This is a genomic window from Mesorhizobium amorphae (assembly GCF_014843845.1).
Lineage (GTDB): Bacteria > Pseudomonadota > Alphaproteobacteria > Rhizobiales > Rhizobiaceae > Mesorhizobium > Mesorhizobium amorphae_A.
In genome coordinates this window covers 20,153-39,696 of sequence record NZ_JHQS01000054.1, presented here as the reverse complement: position 1 = coordinate 39,696, position 19,544 = coordinate 20,153, and the positions used below count along the sequence as shown (strand labels likewise).

Sequence of the window (19,544 nt, the reverse complement as noted above, 5' to 3'; positions counted from 1 at the left end):
AAGGGCTGCAGATCGAGGATTGATGGACGAGAGGCGAAAGACACTTACGGCAGTCTCGGTTGCCGTCGTGCGCGGCGACACGGTGTTGCTGGTCAAGCGGGCAAGGCCGCCCTCGCAAGGGGTTTATGCCTTTCCAGGCGGCAAGGTCGAGCCCGGTGAGACGCTTGCGCAAGCGGCGGCCCGCGAATTGCTCGAAGAGACCGGGCTGCTGGCTGAGGACTACCGGCCGCTGCGCGAAATCCACATCGACGGCAGTGGTGAGAACCACCCGGTCGACTATCTGCTGACGGTGTTCGGCGCCACCCATGCCGGCGGCGAAGCGATGGCCAGCGACGATGCCGAGACCGCTGCCTTCTATACACTCGACGAGATGACCGCATTGCCGCTCGCCGATGCGGTGTTTGCCGTGGCGGTACAGTTGCTCGGCGCCAGCAAGGGTGCCGGCGCCCGGCCATGAGAATCGTCTTGCGGGCGACAAATTGTTTGGCCACAAAGCCTGATGACCCGTGCCTCGCTGTTTCTCGCCGCATGCCTCGCCGCCAGCACCGCTGCGCGGCCGGCTTTAGCCACCGAGGCACCGTTCGAGCCTGGGCTGATGCGGCTGGCGGAAGTTCTGGGTTCGCTGCACTTCCTGCGCAATTTATGCGGCGAGAAGGGCGACCAGTGGCGGATCGAGATGGAAAGGCTGCTCGAATCGGAAAATCCCGATCCCGAGCGGCGCGCCCGCTTCATCGCCAGCTTCAACCGCGGCTACCGCTCCTTCGGCGGCACCTACACGCAATGCACGGCGTCGGCGATAGAAGCCATCAGCCGCTACACCAAGGAAGGCGAGACGCTGACGCGCGACATCGCCTCGCGCTACGGCAACTGACCGGCATCCGGGTCGCTGTCCCGTTCGATACCAACAGGCTTTTCACCTCTGCCTGCTTGTGTCCACCGACGTCTTGGTGCAATCCTGATGTTGCACTTCTGCAACTATATTAACGAAACGTTAGCGCGCAGATGTGGAATTAACTCAAACTGAAGGTTTTGATGCCGCTCGCCGGTCTAATCGGCTAAGTTTGTAAGCGATCGAAGGCAGGTTTTGGCAACGCGACGGACTTTGTAGAGCACGACCAAAAAAATGTCGTATTTACAAACAGTTACTGAGGCCTGCGCATGAAAGGGACAGCCCAAGCCTGATCCGCACCCACGGATCGCCGCTTGAAAAGGGTGGACATTGCAATGGAACATGTCGTCAACGACATCGACGCGTTGGTCAGGGAAGAAAAGCGCCTGACCGCCGTGGAGAGCCACAGCGAGGCCTGGGCAGAAGGGTTGTCGGCCGGAATCGAGCCCGAGATCATTGCGGAGGCGGCGCTGGAAACCGCTTTCGGCGAGATGCTGCGCGCCAATGGCGAGACCTCGGCCCTTGCCCTGCTCGACCGCATGCGTGAAAAGGTGGTCGCTGGCGCCTTCGAGCCGGAGCGGCTGCGACACTAGACGCCACGCGTCACTCAAACGACGTACGGTTCTTTGACCACGGCGCACCGTTTGGGCATCATGCCCGGACCATCCGGACAGGCTCGGAGCGCTTGAACGGCCCGAAAAGCCGGGCGCTAGAGCGGTTCAGCTTTTGATCGAATCGCCGACCCGCTCTAGGTATTTGTTTTTACGCAATTCCGGACGGAAAACCGCTACACACTTTTCCTGGAATTGCTCTAAGGAGAGACAGGCGGTGAATTTTACGATCTCAGGCCAGCCGCGCGGCCTGGTTTTCAGCATCTGGCTCGCTGCTTTCTGCGCCGCGGTTCCGCTGGCGCTCTGTCTCACGACCGGCCCGGCTCACGCGCTGAGCGAAATCAAGCGCGAGGAGCTTCCCTCGCCCGTCACGCCACCCGCCGACGACGACATGGCCCCGCCCGGAAGCGCCGTGCCGGCGCCCGATCCACTCGGCACGACCCCGCCCGCAGCCAGGGAGCCGACGCCCGCCGACGAGCCCGAAAAAAGCGAGCCGGAAGGACCGGCGAACGATGGCGGCGTAGCCAACCCGCGCACCGACCCGGAGACGCCGCCGCCTGAAGTCGTCTATGACCTCACCAGGCTGCCTGAGCCGGTCAGGCGCATGCACGACCTGATCGTCGAGGCCTGCCGGAGCGGCGACATCGAGAAGCTCAGGCCGCTGATCGGCACGGGCGATCAGATGACGCAATTGTCGCTTGGCGACATCGACGGCGACCCGATCGCTTTCCTCAAGGGGTTGTCTGGCGACGGCGAAGGCCAGGAGATCCTGGCCATCATGGAAGAGGTGCTTAGCGCCGGCTATGTCCATGTCGATGCAGGCACGCCGCAGGAGCTCTATGTCTGGCCGTATTTCTTTGCCCTGCCGCTCGACAAACTCGACGCCAAGCAGCGCGTCGAGCTGTTCAAGATCGTCACCGCCGGCGACTTTGACGGCATGAAACAATTCGGCGCCTACATCTTCTACCGCGTCGGCATCACGCCGACCGGCCAGTGGATGTTCTTTGTCGCCGGGGATTGAGTGGTTTGCCCTGCCCCCTTGGGAAGGTAGCCTAGCCCTGCAGCGCTTCGGAGAACTCCACCGCCCTGCCCTGGCTGGGCGTGACGATCTCGCCTTCCCACATAACGCGGCGGCCGCGCACGACGGTGCCAACCGGCCAGCCGGTCACTTCTCTGCCATCATAAGGCGTCCAGCCGGCCTTGGAGCCGGCCTGCGCATTGGTGATGGTCTCCCGGCGCTTCAGGTCGACGATGGTGAGGTCGGCGTCGTAGCCGGCGGCGATGCGGCCTTTCCTGGCCATGCCGAAGATGCGCTGCGGACCGTGGCTGGAGAGATCGACGAAACGCTGCAGGGTCAGCCGGCCGGCATTGACGTGGTCGAGCATGATCGGCACCAGCGTCTGCACGCCGGTCATGCCCGAAGGCGAGGCCGGATAGGACTTTGCCTTTTCGGCCAGCGTGTGCGGAGCGTGGTCGGAGCCGAGCACGTCGACGATGCCTTGCTGAATGCCGTGCCAGACGCCGTCGCGGTGGCGCGCGGCGCGCACTGGCGGGTTCATCTGGATCAGCGTGCCAAGACGCGCATAGTCGTCGGCGGCGAGCGTCAGGTGATGCGGCGTCGCCTCGCAGGTCGCGACGTCCTTGTGCTGTTCGAGGAAGAGGATTTCTTCCGCCGTCGAGATATGCAGCACGTGGATGCGGGCGCGTACCTGGCGGGCGATGCGCACAAGGCGCTCGGTGCAGCGCAGTGCGGCGATCTCGTCGCGCCAGACGGGGTGCGAGGACGGGTCGCCTTCGATGCGCTCACCCAACCGCTCGCGCAGGCGGAACTCGTCCTCCGAATGGAAGGCCGCGCGCCGGCGCGTGTTGCTGAGGATCGCGGCGACGCCCTCGTCGTCCTCAACCAAAAGGTCGCCGGTGGACGAGCCCATGAACACTTTTATTCCGGCCGCGCCCGGCAGCCGCTCGAGTTCACCCACGTCGCCGGCATTGTCGCGCGTGCCGCCGACCCAGAAGGCGAAGTCGCAATGCATGCGGCCTGAGGCGCGACGCACCTTGTCGGCAAGCGCTGCCTCGCTGGTGGTGAGCGGGTTGGTGTTGGGCATCTCGAACACGGCAGTGACGCCGCCGAGCACCGCCGCGCGCGAGCCGGTCTCCAGATCTTCCTTGTGCTCCAGCCCCGGCTCGCGGAAATGCACCTGGCTGTCGACAACGCCGGGCAATATGTGCAGGCCGCGGCAGTCGATCGTTTCGCCGGCGGAGGCCTGGCCGAGATCGCCTATTGCCGCGATGCGGCCGTCCTTGACGCCGACATCGCGAAAACCCTCGCCGTCATGGTTGACCACCGTGCCGCCTGTCAGGATGAGATCGTAGGTGCTGGCCATGGGCGTCCGGTCTCTTGCGGGGGGAGTGTCGTCGGCTTACGTAAAGGCCGACCGTTTTGCAAGATCAGGCTTTTGTCCCCCCATGCCCATTGCCCTGCTGAAAGACCGCGCGCTCATTTCCGTGTCAGGCCCCGACGCCGAGCATTTCTTGCAAAACATCCTCACCACCGATCTCGACGCGCTGGCTGCCGGGGAGGCCAAGCCCGGCGCGCTGCTTTCGCCGCAAGGCAAGATCCTGTTCGATTTCCTGATCTCGCGTTGCGGAGAGGATGCCTTGCGGCTCGACTGTCGTGCCGACGTTGCCGACGATTTCGTACGCCGGCTGATGCTCTACCGCTTGCGCGCCAAGGTGGGGATTGCCAAGGCCGATCAGGCACTTGTCAGCGTCGCGTGGGGAAGTGATTCAATCGCTTCACATCCTGATTCAACCGAAGTTTCCGACACGCGCTTCCGCGACATTGCCGTCAGGCGCGGATATGGCGGCGCGGCCGAGGGTGGCGATGCCACGGCATGGCAGGCTCTGCGCATCGCCCACGGCATTGCCGAAAGCGGCAGCGACTATGCGCTCGGCGATGTCTTTCCACATGACGTGCTGCTCGACGAGACCGGCGGCATCGGCTTCAAGAAAGGCTGCTATGTCGGCCAGGAGGTGGTCTCGCGAATGCAGCATCGCGGTACCGCGAGGCGCCGCGTGCTGATCGCCTCGGCGCAAGCTCCCCTGCCCGGCCCGGGCACCGAGCTGACGGTCGCGGGACGGCCGGTCGGCGCGCTCGGGTCGACCGAAGGTACGGCAGGCCTCGCCATTGCCCGCATCGACCGCGTCAAGGCAGCACTCGACAGCGGCCAGCCGGTCATGGCTGGCGACGTCGCGGTGACGCTCGCCATACCGGCCTGGGCGAAGTTCGGCTTCCCGCAGAATGCCGTCGGCGCGGAGGAGGCCTGATGGCGGCCGACCGTGCCGGGGCGCCGCCACGCGCCTGGCAGCGTATGCTGTCGGGACGGCGGCTCGACTTGCTCGACCCCTCGCCGCTCGACATCGAGATATCCGACATCGCGCACGGGCTTGCCCGCGTTGCCCGCTGGAACGGCCAGACCAGCGGCGAGCATGCCTTTTCGGTCGCCCAGCATTCGCTGCTGGTCGAGGCGCTGTTTACCGAACTGATGCCGGCAGCTTCGGCCGGCGCCCGGCTGGCGGCTCTGCTGCACGATGCGCCGGAATATGTCATCGGCGACATGATCTCGCCGTTCAAGTCGGTGATGGGCGGCTCCTACAAGGACTGCGAGCTGAGGCTGCAACGCGCCATCCATCAGCGCTTTTCGCTGCCGGCCGAGCTCGGTGCCGGCCTGCGCAAGGAGATCAAGCGCGCCGACCAGATCGTCGCCTATTACGAGGCGACCCTGCTTGCCGGCTTCTCCACCCGCGAGGCGACGGAGTTTTTCGGCCGCCCGCGCGGCTTCAACGCCGACCGCTTCGATTTCACGCCACGCTCGGTGACCTGGGCGCAGGCCGCATTCCTCAAGCGGTTTTCGGCGCTCGAAACGATGCGTCAGGCGATGGTTACCGTGCATTCGGCTGACTGAACGAACGCTAAATTAACCGGCGACTACCACAGTACCCTGTCAGATCACTGTCCGCAGGCGCCTACATGCCCGTCGCACATGTCAAGGCTGGTTCGCCCGCGCGCAGGCGGAGCGCCGGAAGCATCGGCCAGCCACGGCGGATCGAAGACGAACTGCGCGACCAGAACGAGCGCTTTTCGGCGGCCGTCGAGAACATGTCGCACGGACTGTGCATGTTCGATGCCGACGAGCGGATGATCATCTGCAACGGCAACTATCTCGGCATCTTCTGCCTCGACGCCGGGATCGTACGGCCCGGCATCCGCTTCTTCGACATCCTGCAGCACAGCGTCGACATCGGCGTCGCCTCGCACAGCGCCGAAGATCTCTATGCGATCCGCAAACCCTATATAGACCAGGCGAGGGCCTCGACCTACGAGGAGGCGCTGTCGGACGGGCGCATCATCAACATCTCGCACCGGCCGCTGGCGTCCGGCGGCTGGGTGTCGATCTACGAGGACATCACCGAACAGCGGCGCGCCGAGCAGGAGCTGAAGGAACAGCACCGCCGCTTCGACGCAGCTCTAGCCAACATGTCGCAAGGCCTGTTGATGTATGATGCCGATGGCAGGCTGATCGTGCGCAATGAGCGTTTTCTGGATCTCTATCATGTCACGCTGGCCGACTTCCCGCTCGGCATGAGCCATCGCGAACTGCTCGTGCAGTTGGTGCGTCTCGGCATTTATGCCGAGATCGACATCGACGGGGAAATTTCGAAGACCATGGCCTGCCTGCAGGCCGGCGAGTCGCGTTCAACCCACCGCAGCCTTGCCGACGGCAGGACCCTTCTGGTCGCACGCCGGCCGATGACTGGCGGCGGTTGGGTGGCGACCTTCGACGACATCACCGAGCGCCGCCGCGCCGAAGAACGCATGACGCATCTTGCGCATCATGACACGCTGACCAACCTGCCCAACCGCTCGATGTTCCGCGAGCGCCTCGACCAGGCCCTGAGCGAGCCGACGGTCGCGCCGCTGGCGATCTTGTCGCTCGACCTCGATCGCTTCAAGGCCGTCAACGACACGTTTGGGCACCCTGCCGGCGACTGGCTGCTGAAATGCGTGGCCGAGCGTCTGCTGCGCTGCCTGCGCAACGAGACGGATGTGGTCGCCCGCTTCGGCGGTGACGAGTTCGCCATCATCCAGTTCAACGTCAAAGGCGCGGCCGACGCCGAACGCCTGGCCAGGCGCGTCGTCGAGGTCATCGGCAAGCCCTATCGCGACAAGAGCCGCGACATGCATGTCGGCATCAGCCTGGGCATCGCGCTCTACCCGGACGACGGCAAGGACGCCGACACGCTGCTCAAGAATGCCGACATGGCGCTCTATCGGGGCAAGAGCGAAGGCCGCAACGTCCACCGTTTCTTCGAGCCCGGCATGGACGCCATGGTGCGGGAGCGCCAGGTGCTCGAAACCGACCTCCAGGCGGCGCTGCCGCGGCGCGAATTCGAGCTCGATTTCCAGCCGATCATGAACATCGCCTCTGGCGACATCGTTGGCGCGGAAGCACTGATGCGCTGGCGTTCGCCGGCACGCGGCCTGGTAGCGCCCGACGATTTCATCCCGGCCGCCGAAGAAACCGGATTGATCGTGCAACTGGGTGACTGGGCGCTGAGAAAAGCCTGCACGGCGGCCGCCGGCTGGCCGCATGCGATGCGCATTGCGGTCAATGTCTCGGCGGTGCAGCTCAAAAGCGGCACCTTCGCCCGCAGCGTGATTTCGGCACTGGCGTTTTCCGGCGTGCCGGCTGACCGGCTCGAGCTGGAAATCACCGAAACCGTGCTGATGGACGAGAGCGACACGGTGCTGAAGACGCTCAGCCAATTGCGCGACCTCGGCGTCCGCATCGCGCTCGACGATTTCGGTACAGGCTATTCGTCGCTTGGCTATCTCAGGCGTTTTCCCGTCGACAAGATCAAGATCGACCGTTCTTTCATCCGGGACATCGACAATCGCGACACGGCGGCGATCGTGCGCGCGGTCATCGGGCTTGGCGCGCAGCTCGGCATCACGGTCACCGCCGAAGGTGTCGAAACCGAAGCGCAGCTCGACATGCTGCGCGAGGCAGGCTGCGTCGAGGCGCAAGGCTATTTGATCGGCGTGCCGTCGAAGGCTGCGGACATCAATCGGCTGCTGAGATCGGGGACGGCGCTGCGCCAGTCCGGGTGAGGCCGCCGTCAGCGCAGCGTCTCGACGTATTTTTCGTGGAAGCTGACATAGCCGTTCTCGACCTCCTTGAGGTGGCGCTCGATCAGGGCATGAAACTGCGGCAGCTGATGGAAGGGTACCCCCGGATAGGCATGATGCTCGGCGTGGTAGGGCATGTTCCAGGCGAGCTTGCGGACAAACCAGTTGGTGAGCGTCGTCCTGGTGTTCTCCAGCATGTTGGCGACCAGCGGGCAGCGGCCATGTTCGGCGAGCAGATAGAGACGCAGGAACGGCTGTCCGAGCAGCGCCGGCACGATCCAGACGTAGAGCAGCACCGTCGCCTTGAACCATAGTGCCAGCACGAGCAGGACGGCATAGAAGGCGACCATGGCGCGGGCCTCGGCGCGCACCTTGGGGTGGCCCTTCGGCGGCACGTAGCTGCCGCTGCACTGGCCGGTGGCGTTGAGGTAGAGCGTCTTGACATGCCCCCACCAAACCGGAATGCCGGAGACGTGGACAATGTACTGCCGCCAGGTTTCCGGTTTGGGAAAGGCGAGTTCCGGGTCGTTCTCGGGATCCTGGGTGAAACGATGGTGCGCGAAGTGGAAATAGCGGAACCAGTCGGCCGGCAGCGCGATCGCCAGGCTGGCGGCGCGCGCCACCAGATCGTTCAGCCGCTGCGTCTCGAAGGCGGTGCGATGGATTGTCTCGTGCAGCAGCGTGAACAGGAACACGATCAATATGCCCTGCGGCAGCATCAGCAGCGGCCAGAACGGCACTTTCGCGGCGATCAGCGCACCGAGGAAGACGATCGCTCCCCAATGCGCAGCGAGCTGAACCAGTCCGAGGCGGTCCGACTTGGCGGTCAGCCGGTCGCGCTGCTGCTGCGTCAATGATGCGATCACGTCGCGATGGTCCATTAGTGTTCCGTTCCAATGCTTGCTGCTCAAAGATACCCTAATCGACAAAATAGCTTTCGCAAAACGAGGATTTCTGCCAGATAGATAAGCTTAACTTATCTGTTGGTGGATATGGTCGCACTTCCATCCTTGCGCGGATTGCAGGCTTTCGAGGCGGCGGCGCGCTCCGGCAGCTTTGCCGCGGCGGCCGAGGAGCTTTCGGTTTCGGCGGCCGCGGTCAGCCAGCTCATCCGCACCGTCGAGGAGCAGATGGGCCGCAAGCTGTTTCTGCGCGTGAACCGCCGTGCCGTGCTGACCGATGCCGGGCTCGAGATGCTGCCCAGGCTGACGACGGCCTTCGAGGAGATCGGCAGGGTGTCGCGCGAATTGGGCGGTGCTGAGCTACGCTCGCGGCTGGTCGTCTCGGTGCCGCCTTCGATGGCGATGGGCTGGCTGTCGACGCGGCTGGCGAAGTTCGTCGCCGGTCATGGCGCGGTCGACATCGCTCTCAGGGGCGAAGACGATCCGGTGTCGTTCGACCACGAACTGATCGACATCCGCCTGTCATATGGGCGTTCCCACTATCGCGACGAGGTCACCGAGGAGATCGTCAGGGATGCCGTCTATCCCGTCTGCGCGCCTGGCATCGCGCGCGAGATTGGCAGCTCGGAAAGCACCCTCGGCGGCCTGCCGCTGATCCATACGGATTGGGGACCGACCGGCGCATCCTTTCCGTCCTGGCGAAGCTGGTTCGAGGCGGCAGGCATGGCATCCGGGCGGGCCGGGCAGCGCGGCCTGTCGGCGAACTCGTCGCGGGCGGCGCTCGACCTCGCCATTTCCGGCCTCGGCGTCGCGCTCGCGCAAGGCGTCTACTGCGCTGAAGCGCTCGAAGACGGCCGGCTGGTCAGGCCCATCGCACGCGCGCTCGCGCTCAGCCAGCCCTATTGCCTGACGATCCCGCAGCGAAGCATCCGGCGCGAGGTGGTGGCGGCGTTCAGGACATGGCTGACCGAAGAGTGCCTGCGTTCGGTGCGATCGCCGGCACTGGGGACAAATCCTTAATTCAGATGGCGGAGGCCGAAGATTTCCCGCCCGGTCAGAGGTGCCCGCTCAATGCCTCTGTCATGTCCTTGTTCGTCGCCACCGGAACGATCTCGAACTCCACCAGATCCGCCCATTCGATGACCCAGCGCTGCAGGAGGGTGACGTCATCGGCCTCCACCAGCAGGAAGCATCGGCTCATATCCGCTGCGATCCAGCTATGGTGCACGACAAGCTCATCCGGCTTCAGGCGGCCCCGGTCGCGAAAGCGGCGGTAGATCTCCTTGCGATCGCAACCGGTAAAATCCTCGATGACGATGAACTGCATCTTTTCCCTCGGTTGAATTACCGCCCTGGTCGGTCGAGCCGTTCCAGGAACCATTGTGTCAGCCGCACCCAGACCTCGTCCTTCTCGCCGGAATCCTCCCAGCCATGGTCGAGATTGGGGTTGTCGTTGACCTCGATGACGAAGACGCCGTCCTTGGTCTCCTTGAGGTCGACGCCATAAAGGCCGTCGCCGATGCAGCGCGCCGCCTTGACCGCCGTCTCGACGACATGCGACGGCGTCTCCTTCAGCGTGAAGGTCTTGATGCCGCCCTGGTCGGGCTTGCCATTGGCCTTGTGGTTGACGATCTGCCAGTGCTTCTTGGCCATCAGATAGTGGACGGCAAACAAAGGCTGACCGCCGAGCACGCCGACGCGCCAGTCATACTCGGTCGGAATGAACTTTTGGGCGATCAGGAGATCGGAATCCTCCAGCCACTCGGTGGCGAGCTGTTTCAACTCTTCCAGATTCTCGCATTTCTTGACGCCGCGCGAGAACGAAGAATCCGGGATCTTCAGCACCAGCGGGAAGCCCAGCGTCTGCGCCGCCACTTCGAGATCGGAGGTGCCGGCAATCATCACCGTCGGCGGCACCGGCACTTTGTTGTAGGTCATCAGCTCGTTGAGATAGACCTTGTTGGTGCAGCGGATCATCGACAGCGGATCGTCGATGACGGGCATACCTTCCTGCTGCGCGCGGCGGGCGAAGCGGTAGGTGTGGTTGGAGATCGAAGTGGTCTCGCGGAGGAACAGCGCGTCGTAATTGGCGAGCCTGGCCAGATCCTTTTTGGTGATCGGCTCGATTTCGACGCCCATCTTTTCGGCGATCCTGGCCCAATAGCGCAGCGAGGAAATCTCCGACGGCGGCAGTTCCTCATGCGGATCGACCAGCGTCGCGAACGTATAACGCGCCGGCGTGCGGCCCTTGGTGTCGCGCCATTCGCGGTTGGTGTAGGTCTCCAGGCACTGCAGGAAGAAGGTCTCTTCGTCCTCGGTCATCCTGGCCAGCGGAAGAAAGCCGATCTTGCGGATCGAGGCCCATTCGGCGCTGTCCTTGATGTGGACCTCCAGCGCCGGCGCGCGGAACCAGTCGAACAGGAGCTTGGCGAAACGGTCCCATACTTTCGACGGGCCGATGCCGAAGAAGATGCAGACCTTTTGCGGGAAAGCGCCGCCGAGATCCTTGCGGCATTTGTTCAGCGCCAGCTCCAGCTCCGGCAGCGCGTGCTCGTAGAGCTTGCGCTCCGACAGGTCGATCATCGTCTCGACCGTCGGGATGACCTTGTGGCCGCGCGAACCAGCGAGCAGCGAGGCATAGTAGCCGCGGCTCTGGTAGCCGTAATTGTTCGACAGGTTGATCACCTTCGGCCGCTGGCCGCGAAACAGCGCCGGATGCGCAAGATAATCACGGTTGGTGATGATCTTGTGCGGCGTCGCCACCTGGTCGAGGTCGTTCTGCCTGCCTGTTAGTATGACCCAGGTCATTGTGTGTCGCGCTTCCCCAGAGTGATGGCGGCACGCAGTCCGTCGCGGCCGAACTGCGCCATGTTCATGAAGATGCCGTAGGGCACGGGAATGTTGGCCGCATCAAGGATGGTCTCCTGCCGTTCGTCCTCGACCCAGGGATCGTGGATCAGGATATGGTCGCCGTCGTCGCCGATGGCCAGCACCCAGTGCGGCACCTTCTTGCCGAACATCAGAAAGCCGCTGATCAGCACCAGCACCAGCTTTCCCTCGGCGATCGCGCTGCGGACATCGTCGAGGGCGAATGGACGGTAATTCACCGGGATGCCGTATTGTTCCGCGCGGCGGCGAAAGTCGACCTGGGCAAGCTCCATGACGCGACGCTTGTCCTCGCTGCGCACCGACTGCAGGAACAGCGCGCCGTAGAAGGAAACGTAGATCTCCGCCGCAAGCCCGCTTTCATAGCCGGAGACGGCGAGGCCGAACGGTTCGCAGCCGCCCGGCCCCGACATCATGAACACGGTCGTCGCCTCGCGCCACAGGCGTATCTCCATAACCGGGTCGGGCACGAAGGCCGCATCGAAATTGGCCATCGCCATCATCAGGCAGCACGGGCCACAGGTGAACTCGCAGGTCTGCTGGTAGAATGGCACGATGGTGGCTACCGGGATCTCGCCGCGCAAGGTCTTTTCGTAGCGCAGCGCCGTGGCGCCGTCCTCGTAGTAGCCCAGCTCGCGGCCGATCTTGCGGTAGCCGCCCTGCTCGTAGATGCGGATGGCGCGAAGATTGTCCTCGCGCACTTCGAGGCGCAGCAACATGCGGTCGTGCTCGAAGGCCGCTTCTTCGGCCGCCGCCAGCAGTTGGCGGCCAATGCCGAGGCCGCCGAAGTAGGGGCCGATGGCGATGGAATAGAGCCGGGCGACACCGCTGCCCTTGCGAAACAGCACCACCGCATAGCCAGCAATGCGGCTATCGCTTTCGGCGACCAGCATCTCGGCGGTCTCGCGCTCGATCAGCTGTCGGAAGGAACGTCGCGAGATGCGATCGCTCGCGAAAACAGCCTTCTCGATGGCGGCGAGGTCATCGACGTCGGACGCGCGGGCCTTGCGAATCTCGGCAGGCATGCGGGGCTCAGAAAACCTTGATTGGGTTGTGGAAACGGCCCTGATCGAAACATCGGTCATACCAGCCGATGCGCCGGTATTGATCAAGCGCTTTCGCACCCCGATTAGGGCCGAATTGTGACAGGTTGCATAGTGGTCCAGCAACACGGAGGCGCTGAAAGAGCCGCCGCTTCCAGAGGGCGCCGGCCGCGGAAAGCAGCAGCCGGTTCAGCTCGCCAGACCGGCCAGAAGCTGGCCATAGGCGCTCTTGGCCACCGCGGCCAGTCGCTCGCGCGGCAGCGAGCCGACAACGGCGCAGCCATAGCCCTTGTCCAGCCAGTAGACGGCCTCTGGGCCGTCCTTCTCAGCCATATAGGTGCCCTTGGCCTTGTCGGCCGATTCGGCGGTGACGAACAGCGAGATGCGTTCGCCCTTGGCGTCCTCGTAGAGCAGCATCGCCGCCTTGCCATGGCCGGCGGGCAGCAGCCGGCCGCCGACGAGCTGGAAGCCTTCGGCCGCCAGATCGGGCGCCACCAGTTTCAGGCCGACGCGGTTGGACAGCCAGGTCTGCAGATGATCCTTGTCGCTGGCCGGCACCTCCACCGCATGGCGCTTCTCGGCGGCATAAATGACATGCGCGGCGATCGCCTGCTCCGCGAGCTGATCGTCAGCGCCGTCTCCCCTGCCGATACCGTCAATGCCAGCGACATAACCGGCGAGCCCGCCGGCCACCAGTACCACAGCCGCGGCCGCCGAAAGCCACCAGCGCGAGCGCCAGGCGGCTGCCCTCACCGTCGCTTCGCCGAGCAACGCTTGCCTCAGCCTTGCCGGCACCGGCTCGTCCATCACGCCGGCAAAGGCGGCACGCAGCGCCGCCCGGTCGGCGATGTAGCGGACGCTTTTCGCCTTCATCTCGGGATTGGTCTCGAGCCAGCTGTCGTAGGCCATGCGCTCCTCGCCCGGCAGCTCACCGTCGAGGGCCATGTGGATATCGCGTTCGGAGAAATCGCGCCGGGTCATTTCTCGACAACCCTTATCGAGCGGCGGCGCGCGCTGTCGTCGAGCAGACCGCGCAACTCTTCGCGGCCGCGCGCGATGCGCGACATCAGCGTGCCGGCCGGCACACCGAGGATGTTGGCGGCCTCTGCATAGGAAAAGCCTTCGATGGCGACCATCACCAGCGCGGCGCGGCGGTCGGGGCTGATCGCCTGCAACGCGTCGATGATCTCGCGCGAGGCAATGCTTTCGACCTGCTCGGCGGGGGCGGCCTGCGCCTCACCGGCCTCGAGCGGCAGCATCTGCGCCTCGCCGCGGCGGTTCACCTTGCGCATCTGGTCGATGAACAAATGATGCATGATCGTAAACAGCCACCTCCTGGGGCTCTCTCCCGTCTGCCAGTTGTCGAGCCTGACCAACGCGCGCTCCAGGCAGTCCTGGACGAGATCGTCGGCGGAATCGCGGTCGCGCAGCAGCGAACGTGCGTAGCGGCGCAGACGCGGTATTTCGCCAAGGATCGCTGCCTTCTTCTCGTTCATGACCGCTGTTTTCGAGGTCGCCTCTATTTTATTTCATCGCAATTGAACGCGCCTTCACGGCGCGGCGCAAGCGGCCAGCGCGAAGCGGTCGGCGCTCCAGTCACCCAAGCAAAGGAATAACGTTGGTATCCAGCGGTTTATTCCCGGACGGGATTGGAATCTGCCTGTTCCTGCTTGTCTTTGTCCGCGTCCTTTGCAGCCCTCGTCAGCAGCCGCTGGTAGAACAGGCCGATGCCGATCAGCACAGCACCTAGGCCGATGAAGGACAGCGCGCGCAACACCCCTTCCAGCTCCGACATGTCGAAGAGGAAGACCTTCAGCACGGCAATCGCAATCAGCGCCGCCGAGGCAATGCGCAGCACCTGCGACTTCAGCCACACGCCGGCGGTGAGCAGCGCCACGCCGATGATCAGCCAGAGTGCCGAGTAGGTGTAGGTCTCGAGCTGGCCGAGCCCGCTCCACAGGCCAATGAACTCGCCCTTGAACAGCCGCCTGACCGACAGCGTGGCGTAGGCCAGAGCAAGCACGGCCGCCACCACGGCCAGCATCTGCGCATACCATTTCGGCCGCTTGTCCCTGGCGTAGAGCGCCAATCCCCCGGCGGCGACCGCCGGCAGGAGATAGGCGAGGAACAACAGATTGAACACCGGGATCTGGCCTGTCGATTCGTCTGATAACAGCGGATTCAGCATCACGAAATGCCGGATAACGATGAAGGCGACCGAACCCACACCGGCGGCCATCGACCCATAGCGCAGCACCGAGCTTGGCGAGCGCATGTCGATGGCGACCAGGATGGCGCCGGCGCCGATGGCGATCAGCGTGTAGATCGCCTGTTCGGCGAGCGTCATCGCACCCGTGTCGATGACGCCGCCATGCATGGCGTGGCGCACCAGCATGGCGAGCGTAAGCAGCGCAAACAGCGCCGCCGCTGCTTCCATGGCGAGCCGCGGCCGGCCATTGGTGGTGCGGGCAAGCTGCCAGGCGGCAAAGCCGAAGGCCAGCGCCGGCACGCCATATCCAAGCAGCAGCCAGTTGAAGACCGGCGTCGTCGACAGCAAGCCGGCGCCGACGATCGTCGGGTCGTAGGCGACGCGGCTGAGCACGGCGACGGCCGCGGCGACCGAGATCCAGCCGAGCACCGGATAGGACCGCCAGCGCGTCGCCAGCGCCGGCACGATGGCCGCGGCGCCGATGAGGACGGTGGTCCAGCCGGAGCCGAAAGCCATATGCAGCATCAGCAGGCCGGCGACCGCCGCGCCGCCAAGCGCGAAAGACACGGAAGCGCCGCCCTTGAGCGGCGGCTCTTCGGCGCGCGCAATCCACTCGCCGCCGGCAGCGAAGACCACGACCAGAAGCGCAGCAACCGCAGCGTAGAGAAGATCGCGATCGAGATTGCCGAAGGTCAACCAGAGCGCCAGCAGGACGACCAGCGGGGCGATGACGCCCCATGCCGCCCAGGACGCGGCGTGGATCGGCGTCGAGGCCGCCCATCGACGCGCGGCCCAGAAGCCGACGGCGATGAACAGCAGGCCAAGCCCGACACCGATGTTGCGCGTCAAGGCATCGGACACCACCGCCGGCTGGCCATCGACGCCGAGGCTGCCGCCGACGATATCGGAGCCGATGGAGGTCGGCGGGATGATGCCGAGATAGATCATCACGGTGACCAGCCCGGCGGCATGGAGAAGCGGCAACGCGCTTGGCCGATAAAGTGCGACGGCCAGCATGGCGGCGAGCAGGACCGCGCCCGGCAAGGCATAGCCGGCGGCGGCGAAGTCCGGATCGACGGACAGGCCCAGTGCCGAAAAGGCAACGAAGAAAGCCGGCGCGATGGACGGCCAGTCGAACCGGCTTACGGGTTCTTCCTCGCCACGACCGCCGAGCCAGACAAAGGCGAGCACGGCAAGCGTGACGGCATTGATGAACAGGATGGTGGAGAGGTTCACGCCGGGCGCGTCGGTCATGTAGAGGATGGTCCAGATGCCGGTGCCGGCGAAGGCCGCGGCCATCAGCAACTTCCAGTCGCGCATGCGGGCGATGACGCCGGTGGCGGCGAGCACGATCGCCAGATAGCCGAACAGCGCCCAGGGATTGGGCGCCTCGGCGGCGACAAGCGCCGGCGTCACCATGGCGCCGACAAGGCCGATGCCGGCCAGCGCCTGGCCGTGAACCAGTGCGGCGGCGATCGTTGCCACGCCGATGACGCCGAGCAAGGTGAAGGCGAGCGTGGGGCCGATGAAGCCGTAAATGCCATGCGCGGCATAGACGGTGCCGAACAGGATGAAGGCGCCGGCGGCCGTCAGGATTGCCGGGATATAGGCGCCGGCAGCGCCCTGCACCGGCACCTTGAAGCCGGTGCGGCGGATGAATTCGCCACCGACGACCAGGACCAGGCCGAGGAGCGCGGCCATGGTGAGCCGCACGCCGGGGCCGAAAATGCCGGCCTCGATTGTGTAGCGGATCAGGAACAGCCCGCCCAATGCCAGCGCGATACCACCGACCCAGACCGCCCAGCGGGTGCCGAGCGCTGTCTCGACGTCGGACTGGCGCGCGGCCTTCGCCGCCGGCTTGGCCACCTCGGCGGGTTCGGCTGCGGCCGGCGCTGCCGTTTCTGGCGGAGTCTCGCCCGCGGTCCACGGGCCGGACACCACCTCGCTGCTGGTGGTCTCACCAGGGGCGGCGGCCATTGCTGCTGAGACAGCGTCGCTCGCCGGTGGCGCCGCAAGATCGGCAGCCGCAGTTGCTTCCGGGGCAGCATCTGCGAGCTTGCCGTCGGTCACCGCCTGTTCGGCGGGTTTGGCTGCTGGCATGGAGCCCGAAAGCACGAGGCTGCGCAGCGCGCCGAGTTCGCGTTCGATCAGGCCGATGCGGCTTTGCTGGCGCGAAATGATGACGAACAGGGCGATGATGGCGGCAAGGCCGATCAGGCTCTCAAACATGGCGGCTCCCCCAAACCAGGCCAGTTGTCATTGACAAATGCGGCGGCCAGACGGCCGGTCCCTAGGCTCAACGCATTGCCAGATGGGTGGCAGGAAAGATCGAGCATGTTTCGTTGGCAAATGCCAGCGGCTTGCAGCCGTTATCCCTCGCCGTCGCGTCGAAAAAGCCGGGGATGGCTGATAACGAGGTTGCCCGCCGCCAGCTGCCAAATACTCGTGGTATCCTCGGCTGCTCGCGGCAAAAGCGATGGGGATTGTCGATGCCGAATCGAAGTGCAGGCCTGCTGATCCACAGGAGAAACGCCGGCATTCTCGAGTTTCTGCTGGTCCATCCCGGCGGCCCGTTCTGGGCAAGAAAGGATGACGGCGCGTGGTCCATTCCCAAGGGGCTTGTCGGCGAGAACGAAAGTGAACTGGCGGCCGCACAACGCGAGGCCGAAGAGGAACTCGGCGTCGCGATCGATGGGCATTTCGAGCCTGTCGGCAGCTATCGTCAACCGGGCGGCAAGATCGTGATCGCATGGAGCGTCGAAGCGGATGTCGACGCAGACGCTATCAGGAGCAACATGTTCACGATGGAGTGGCCGCCAAGGTCGGGCTCGATAAAGGAGTTTCCCGAAGTAGACAGGGCCGGCTGGTTTTCGTTGCCTGAGGCCGGGCCTCAAGATCCTGAGAGGTCAGCGCGCCATCCTTGACGATTTCATGGAGCGGCGGAAAGACGGATAGGTGCCTCGCTACTGTCCGGTGGTTTCTGCAGCGGCCACCTTGCCCGGCGCATTGTGCCTGCGCAGAGCGGCAAGGAAGCCGGCGCGGGCGTCCGGGGGCTCGAGGCCACGCGGCTCGTAGACATGGCGCGTGAAGAAGAAGCCGGTCAGCCGGAAGGCGTCCTCCAGCGCTGCCGGATCTGCGCGCAAGCCGGAGCCGCGCTGCAGGAAGGCCGGCAGCGCCAGCATCTTGTCGTGCCAGGCAGCACCAGCAGCGCGCGAGACGGCGCGGCCGGATTTCGGCGACACATAGGCGAGATCCTGCCTTGTTCCGGTCGCCGCGCATTGGCTGAGATCGAGGCCGAAGCCGAGCTCGTCGAGGATGAGCAGCTCGAAACGTGCCACCAACTCACCGGCGGCGTCGGCATCGTCGAGATGGGCGATCATCACGGCCAGCGTCTCGTAGAGGCCGCCATGGGCGTCGCGTTCGGGCAACAGGCGAAGATGCGCGGCCATGGTCTGCAGGCCGTAGACGGCCACCGCGCTGTCCATCAGCCGGGCGGCGTTCATCTCGATCGCCTCGGCCTGGAAGGTGCCGAGATGCTCGTCGAGCCGCGCCCGCCACAGAAGATCGACGCGATTGCCGGGCTGCAGCACCGGCTGCTGCTTGCGCGAGCGGCCGCCGCGCACCAGTCCGAGATGGCGTCCATGGGCGCGCGTCATCACCTCGAGGATGGCGCTGGTTTCGCCATGCTTGCGGGTGCCGAGAATGATTCCCTCGTCGCGCCATTCCATGGCCTGAGCATTTCACCGATTGGAGAGCGAAATCAAGATTGGACCGGGCCGGGCCCGGGGAATGCTGCCAATGGCAAATATCGGAAATCCATCAGAAAGCGCTCGGGATTTTTGACCGCGCGGGCGGCAGTAAGGACAGGTTGACCGACCGCCGAACAAATTCGACCGGCTCGTTCCAGATGCATGTCGACCGATCGGGCAGCCCGGCGACCTCTCATGATTCCTCTGCCCGTCGAGAGGACCCGACATGACTTCCTTCCTGGACCTGGTGCGAAGGCACCAGTTGATATCCTTCTTTTCGCTGACGCTCGGCCTGACGTGGCTGGCGTTCATCCCGTTCTGGCGGTCGAACGGCGACAGCATACCCTGGTTCACCTTCGGCCCGATCGTTTCCGGGTTCATCGTCGCCGCGATTTCAGGAGGCTGGGGGTCGGTCAAGGCCATCCTCGCCTCGATGGTGAAATGGCGGGTGCAGCCCTTCTGGTATCTGGTGGCGTTCGGCCTGCCGTCTGGAGCGCAGCTGGCCTCGATCCTGATCAACCCGCTGTTCGGCGCTGCGGCACCGGCCTGGGGCAATATTCCCGCCATGGCCGAGATGCTGCCGATCATCGTGCTCTATGCCGTCTTCAGCGGCCCGCTCGGCGAAGAGCCGGGATGGCGCGGCTTTGCGACGCCTCGCCTGCTCGCCAGCCATTCGGCGCTGACCGGCAGCCTGATCCTCGGCGTGATCTGGGCCATCTGGCACGTCCCGCTCGGCCTGGTCGGTGACCTCAGCCTCTACGGCACGATCAACGTCGTGCTGGCAAGCGTGGTGTTCACCTGGCTCTATCAGAACACCGGTAGTGTGCTTCTCGCCTTCATCATGCACGTCACGCACCAAAACAGCGTGCGCTTCCTGGGCAAGGTGTTTACCGACGGCGACTATGTGCAGCAGCAATGGATCGGTGTTGCAATCTGGGCGGTGATCGCAGCAGCAATCGTCGCCTGGTACGGCACTGAGAGTTTTGTGCGCCGGCCAAAGACGCAGCGTGCCGTCGCTGCGGCCTGAACAAAATCTGCAAGAATGAGCGCGGCGCCCTTATCCGG

18 protein-coding genes and 1 pseudogene are annotated in these 19,544 nt (G+C 64.7%); 10 read left to right on the top strand and 9 right to left on the bottom strand.

The features are described 5' to 3' along the window. Positions 1-22 precede the first annotated feature (22 nt). The 4 genes from DH08_RS21800 to DH08_RS21785 all read left to right on the top strand — a co-directional run bounded on the left by DH08_RS21800 (position 23) and on the right by DH08_RS21785 (position 2,521). Positions 23-457 (top strand): NUDIX hydrolase, encoded by a 435-nt coding sequence (locus DH08_RS21800; RefSeq protein WP_192181253.1) that lies wholly within the window; start codon positions 23-25, stop codon positions 455-457. Between the two features lie 42 nt (positions 458-499). Further along, positions 500-871, top strand: coding sequence for a TIGR02301 family protein (locus tag DH08_RS21795; RefSeq protein ID WP_192181252.1), 372 nt, complete (start codon positions 500-502; stop codon positions 869-871). Positions 872-1,224: 353 nt separating this feature from the next. After that, positions 1,225-1,482, top strand: a complete 258-nt coding sequence (locus DH08_RS21790; protein WP_192181251.1) for a hypothetical protein — start codon at positions 1,225-1,227, stop codon at positions 1,480-1,482. Between the two features lie 235 nt (positions 1,483-1,717). Further along, the gene (locus DH08_RS21785) at positions 1,718-2,521 is read left to right on the top strand and encodes a hypothetical protein (protein WP_192181250.1); all 804 of its coding nucleotides are present in this window, start codon (positions 1,718-1,720) and stop codon (positions 2,519-2,521) included. A 31-nt stretch (positions 2,522-2,552) separates the two neighbouring features. On the opposite strand, the gene DH08_RS21780 is transcribed toward DH08_RS21785, so the two are convergent. Then, complete coding sequence (locus tag DH08_RS21780) at positions 2,553-3,884, bottom strand: dihydroorotase (RefSeq protein ID WP_192181249.1); 1,332 nt, start codon at positions 3,882-3,884, stop codon at positions 2,553-2,555. Between the two features lie 82 nt (positions 3,885-3,966). Here DH08_RS21780 and ygfZ point away from each other — a divergent pair, with 82 nt between their 5' ends. From ygfZ to DH08_RS21765, 3 genes are all read left to right on the top strand, one after another. Continuing rightward, positions 3,967-4,827: a CAF17-like 4Fe-4S cluster assembly/insertion protein YgfZ gene (gene ygfZ / locus DH08_RS21775; RefSeq protein WP_192181248.1), complete on the top strand. Its 861-nt coding sequence runs from the start codon at positions 3,967-3,969 to the stop codon at positions 4,825-4,827. Continuing rightward, a complete protein-coding gene (locus DH08_RS21770) occupies positions 4,827-5,465 on the top strand; it encodes an HD domain-containing protein (RefSeq protein WP_192181247.1) in 639 nt (212 codons plus the stop codon). The genes ygfZ and DH08_RS21770 overlap by 1 nt, the downstream gene beginning before the upstream one ends. A 65-nt stretch (positions 5,466-5,530) precedes the next feature. Next, entirely contained in the window at positions 5,531-7,672 is a 2,142-nt protein-coding gene (locus tag DH08_RS21765; RefSeq protein WP_192181246.1) for a putative bifunctional diguanylate cyclase/phosphodiesterase, read from the top strand. A gap of 8 nt (positions 7,673-7,680) precedes the next feature. On the opposite strand, the gene DH08_RS21760 is transcribed toward DH08_RS21765, so the two are convergent. Next, complete coding sequence (locus tag DH08_RS21760; protein WP_192181245.1) at positions 7,681-8,571, bottom strand: fatty acid desaturase family protein; 891 nt, start codon at positions 8,569-8,571, stop codon at positions 7,681-7,683. Between the two features lie 111 nt (positions 8,572-8,682). On the opposite strand from DH08_RS21760, the gene DH08_RS21755 reads away from it, so the two are divergent. Next, the gene (locus DH08_RS21755; RefSeq protein WP_192181244.1) at positions 8,683-9,612 is read left to right on the top strand and encodes a LysR substrate-binding domain-containing protein; all 930 of its coding nucleotides are present in this window, start codon (positions 8,683-8,685) and stop codon (positions 9,610-9,612) included. 34 nt (positions 9,613-9,646) lie between these two features. Here the strand turns inward: DH08_RS21755 and DH08_RS21750 are convergent, their stop codons facing one another. From DH08_RS21750 to DH08_RS21725, 6 genes are all read right to left on the bottom strand, one after another. Next, positions 9,647-9,919, bottom strand: a complete 273-nt coding sequence (locus tag DH08_RS21750) for a DUF3303 domain-containing protein (protein WP_006202246.1) — start codon at positions 9,917-9,919, stop codon at positions 9,647-9,649. A 17-nt stretch (positions 9,920-9,936) separates the two neighbouring features. Continuing rightward, positions 9,937-11,400, bottom strand: coding sequence for a RimK family protein (locus DH08_RS21745; protein ID WP_192181243.1), 1,464 nt, complete (start codon positions 11,398-11,400; stop codon positions 9,937-9,939). Then, a complete protein-coding gene (locus DH08_RS21740; RefSeq protein WP_192181242.1) occupies positions 11,397-12,503 on the bottom strand; it encodes a peptidase C39 family protein in 1,107 nt (368 codons plus the stop codon). Before DH08_RS21740 ends, DH08_RS21745 begins: the two co-directional genes overlap by 4 nt. Before the next feature lie 207 nt (positions 12,504-12,710). Continuing rightward, positions 12,711-13,502, bottom strand: a complete 792-nt coding sequence (locus DH08_RS21735) for an anti-sigma factor family protein (protein WP_192181241.1) — start codon at positions 13,500-13,502, stop codon at positions 12,711-12,713. After that, positions 13,499-14,017 (bottom strand): RNA polymerase sigma factor, encoded by a 519-nt coding sequence (locus DH08_RS21730; protein WP_192181240.1) that lies wholly within the window; start codon positions 14,015-14,017, stop codon positions 13,499-13,501. The genes DH08_RS21735 and DH08_RS21730 overlap by 4 nt, the downstream gene beginning before the upstream one ends. A 137-nt stretch (positions 14,018-14,154) precedes the next feature. Beyond that, positions 14,155-16,959: a DUF2339 domain-containing protein gene (locus DH08_RS21725; RefSeq protein ID WP_192181239.1), complete on the bottom strand. Its 2,805-nt coding sequence runs from the start codon at positions 16,957-16,959 to the stop codon at positions 14,155-14,157. Positions 16,960-17,219: 260 nt separating this feature from the next. Between DH08_RS21725 and DH08_RS21720 the strand changes: the two are divergent. Next, positions 17,220-17,685, top strand: a pseudogene (locus DH08_RS21720) (NUDIX hydrolase). 8 nt (positions 17,686-17,693) lie between these two features. On the opposite strand, the gene recO reads toward DH08_RS21720, so the two are convergent. Beyond that, positions 17,694-18,458 carry a DNA repair protein RecO gene (gene recO, locus DH08_RS21715; RefSeq protein WP_192181238.1) on the bottom strand — a complete coding sequence of 255 codons (765 nt, stop codon included), beginning with the start codon at positions 18,456-18,458 and terminating at the stop codon, positions 17,694-17,696. A gap of 247 nt (positions 18,459-18,705) precedes the next feature. Here recO and DH08_RS21710 point away from each other — a divergent pair, with 247 nt between their 5' ends. Next, positions 18,706-19,506: a CPBP family intramembrane glutamic endopeptidase gene (locus DH08_RS21710; RefSeq protein ID WP_192181237.1), complete on the top strand. Its 801-nt coding sequence runs from the start codon at positions 18,706-18,708 to the stop codon at positions 19,504-19,506. Positions 19,507-19,544: the final 38 nt, after the last annotated feature.

What these genes read in the sequence shown, in the direction of transcription:
- DH08_RS21800 (WP_192181253.1), top strand. Translation starts at nt 23, where the DNA reads ATGGACGAGAGGCGAAAGACACTTACGGCAGTCTCGGTTGCCGTCGTG.
- DH08_RS21795 (WP_192181252.1), top strand. Translation starts at nt 500, where the DNA reads ATGACCCGTGCCTCGCTGTTTCTCGCCGCATGCCTCGCCGCCAGCACC.
- DH08_RS21790 (WP_192181251.1), top strand. Translation starts at nt 1,225, where the DNA reads ATGGAACATGTCGTCAACGACATCGACGCGTTGGTCAGGGAAGAAAAG.
- DH08_RS21780 (WP_192181249.1), bottom strand. Translation starts at nt 3,884, where the DNA reads ATGGCCAGCACCTACGATCTCATCCTGACAGGCGGCACGGTGGTCAAC.
- ygfZ (WP_192181248.1), top strand. Translation starts at nt 3,967, where the DNA reads ATGCCCATTGCCCTGCTGAAAGACCGCGCGCTCATTTCCGTGTCAGGC.
- DH08_RS21770 (WP_192181247.1), top strand. Translation starts at nt 4,827, where the DNA reads ATGGCGGCCGACCGTGCCGGGGCGCCGCCACGCGCCTGGCAGCGTATG.
- DH08_RS21765 (WP_192181246.1), top strand. Translation starts at nt 5,531, where the DNA reads ATGCCCGTCGCACATGTCAAGGCTGGTTCGCCCGCGCGCAGGCGGAGC.
- DH08_RS21760 (WP_192181245.1), bottom strand. Translation starts at nt 8,571, where the DNA reads ATGGACCATCGCGACGTGATCGCATCATTGACGCAGCAGCAGCGCGAC.
- DH08_RS21755 (WP_192181244.1), top strand. Translation starts at nt 8,683, where the DNA reads ATGGTCGCACTTCCATCCTTGCGCGGATTGCAGGCTTTCGAGGCGGCG.
- DH08_RS21750 (WP_006202246.1), bottom strand. Translation starts at nt 9,919, where the DNA reads ATGCAGTTCATCGTCATCGAGGATTTTACCGGTTGCGATCGCAAGGAG.
- DH08_RS21745 (WP_192181243.1), bottom strand. Translation starts at nt 11,400, where the DNA reads ATGACCTGGGTCATACTAACAGGCAGGCAGAACGACCTCGACCAGGTG.
- DH08_RS21740 (WP_192181242.1), bottom strand. Translation starts at nt 12,503, where the DNA reads ATGCCTGCCGAGATTCGCAAGGCCCGCGCGTCCGACGTCGATGACCTC.
- DH08_RS21735 (WP_192181241.1), bottom strand. Translation starts at nt 13,502, where the DNA reads ATGACCCGGCGCGATTTCTCCGAACGCGATATCCACATGGCCCTCGAC.
- DH08_RS21730 (WP_192181240.1), bottom strand. Translation starts at nt 14,017, where the DNA reads ATGAACGAGAAGAAGGCAGCGATCCTTGGCGAAATACCGCGTCTGCGC.
- DH08_RS21725 (WP_192181239.1), bottom strand. Translation starts at nt 16,959, where the DNA reads ATGTTTGAGAGCCTGATCGGCCTTGCCGCCATCATCGCCCTGTTCGTC.
- recO (WP_192181238.1), bottom strand. Translation starts at nt 18,458, where the DNA reads ATGGAATGGCGCGACGAGGGAATCATTCTCGGCACCCGCAAGCATGGC.
- DH08_RS21710 (WP_192181237.1), top strand. Translation starts at nt 18,706, where the DNA reads ATGACTTCCTTCCTGGACCTGGTGCGAAGGCACCAGTTGATATCCTTC.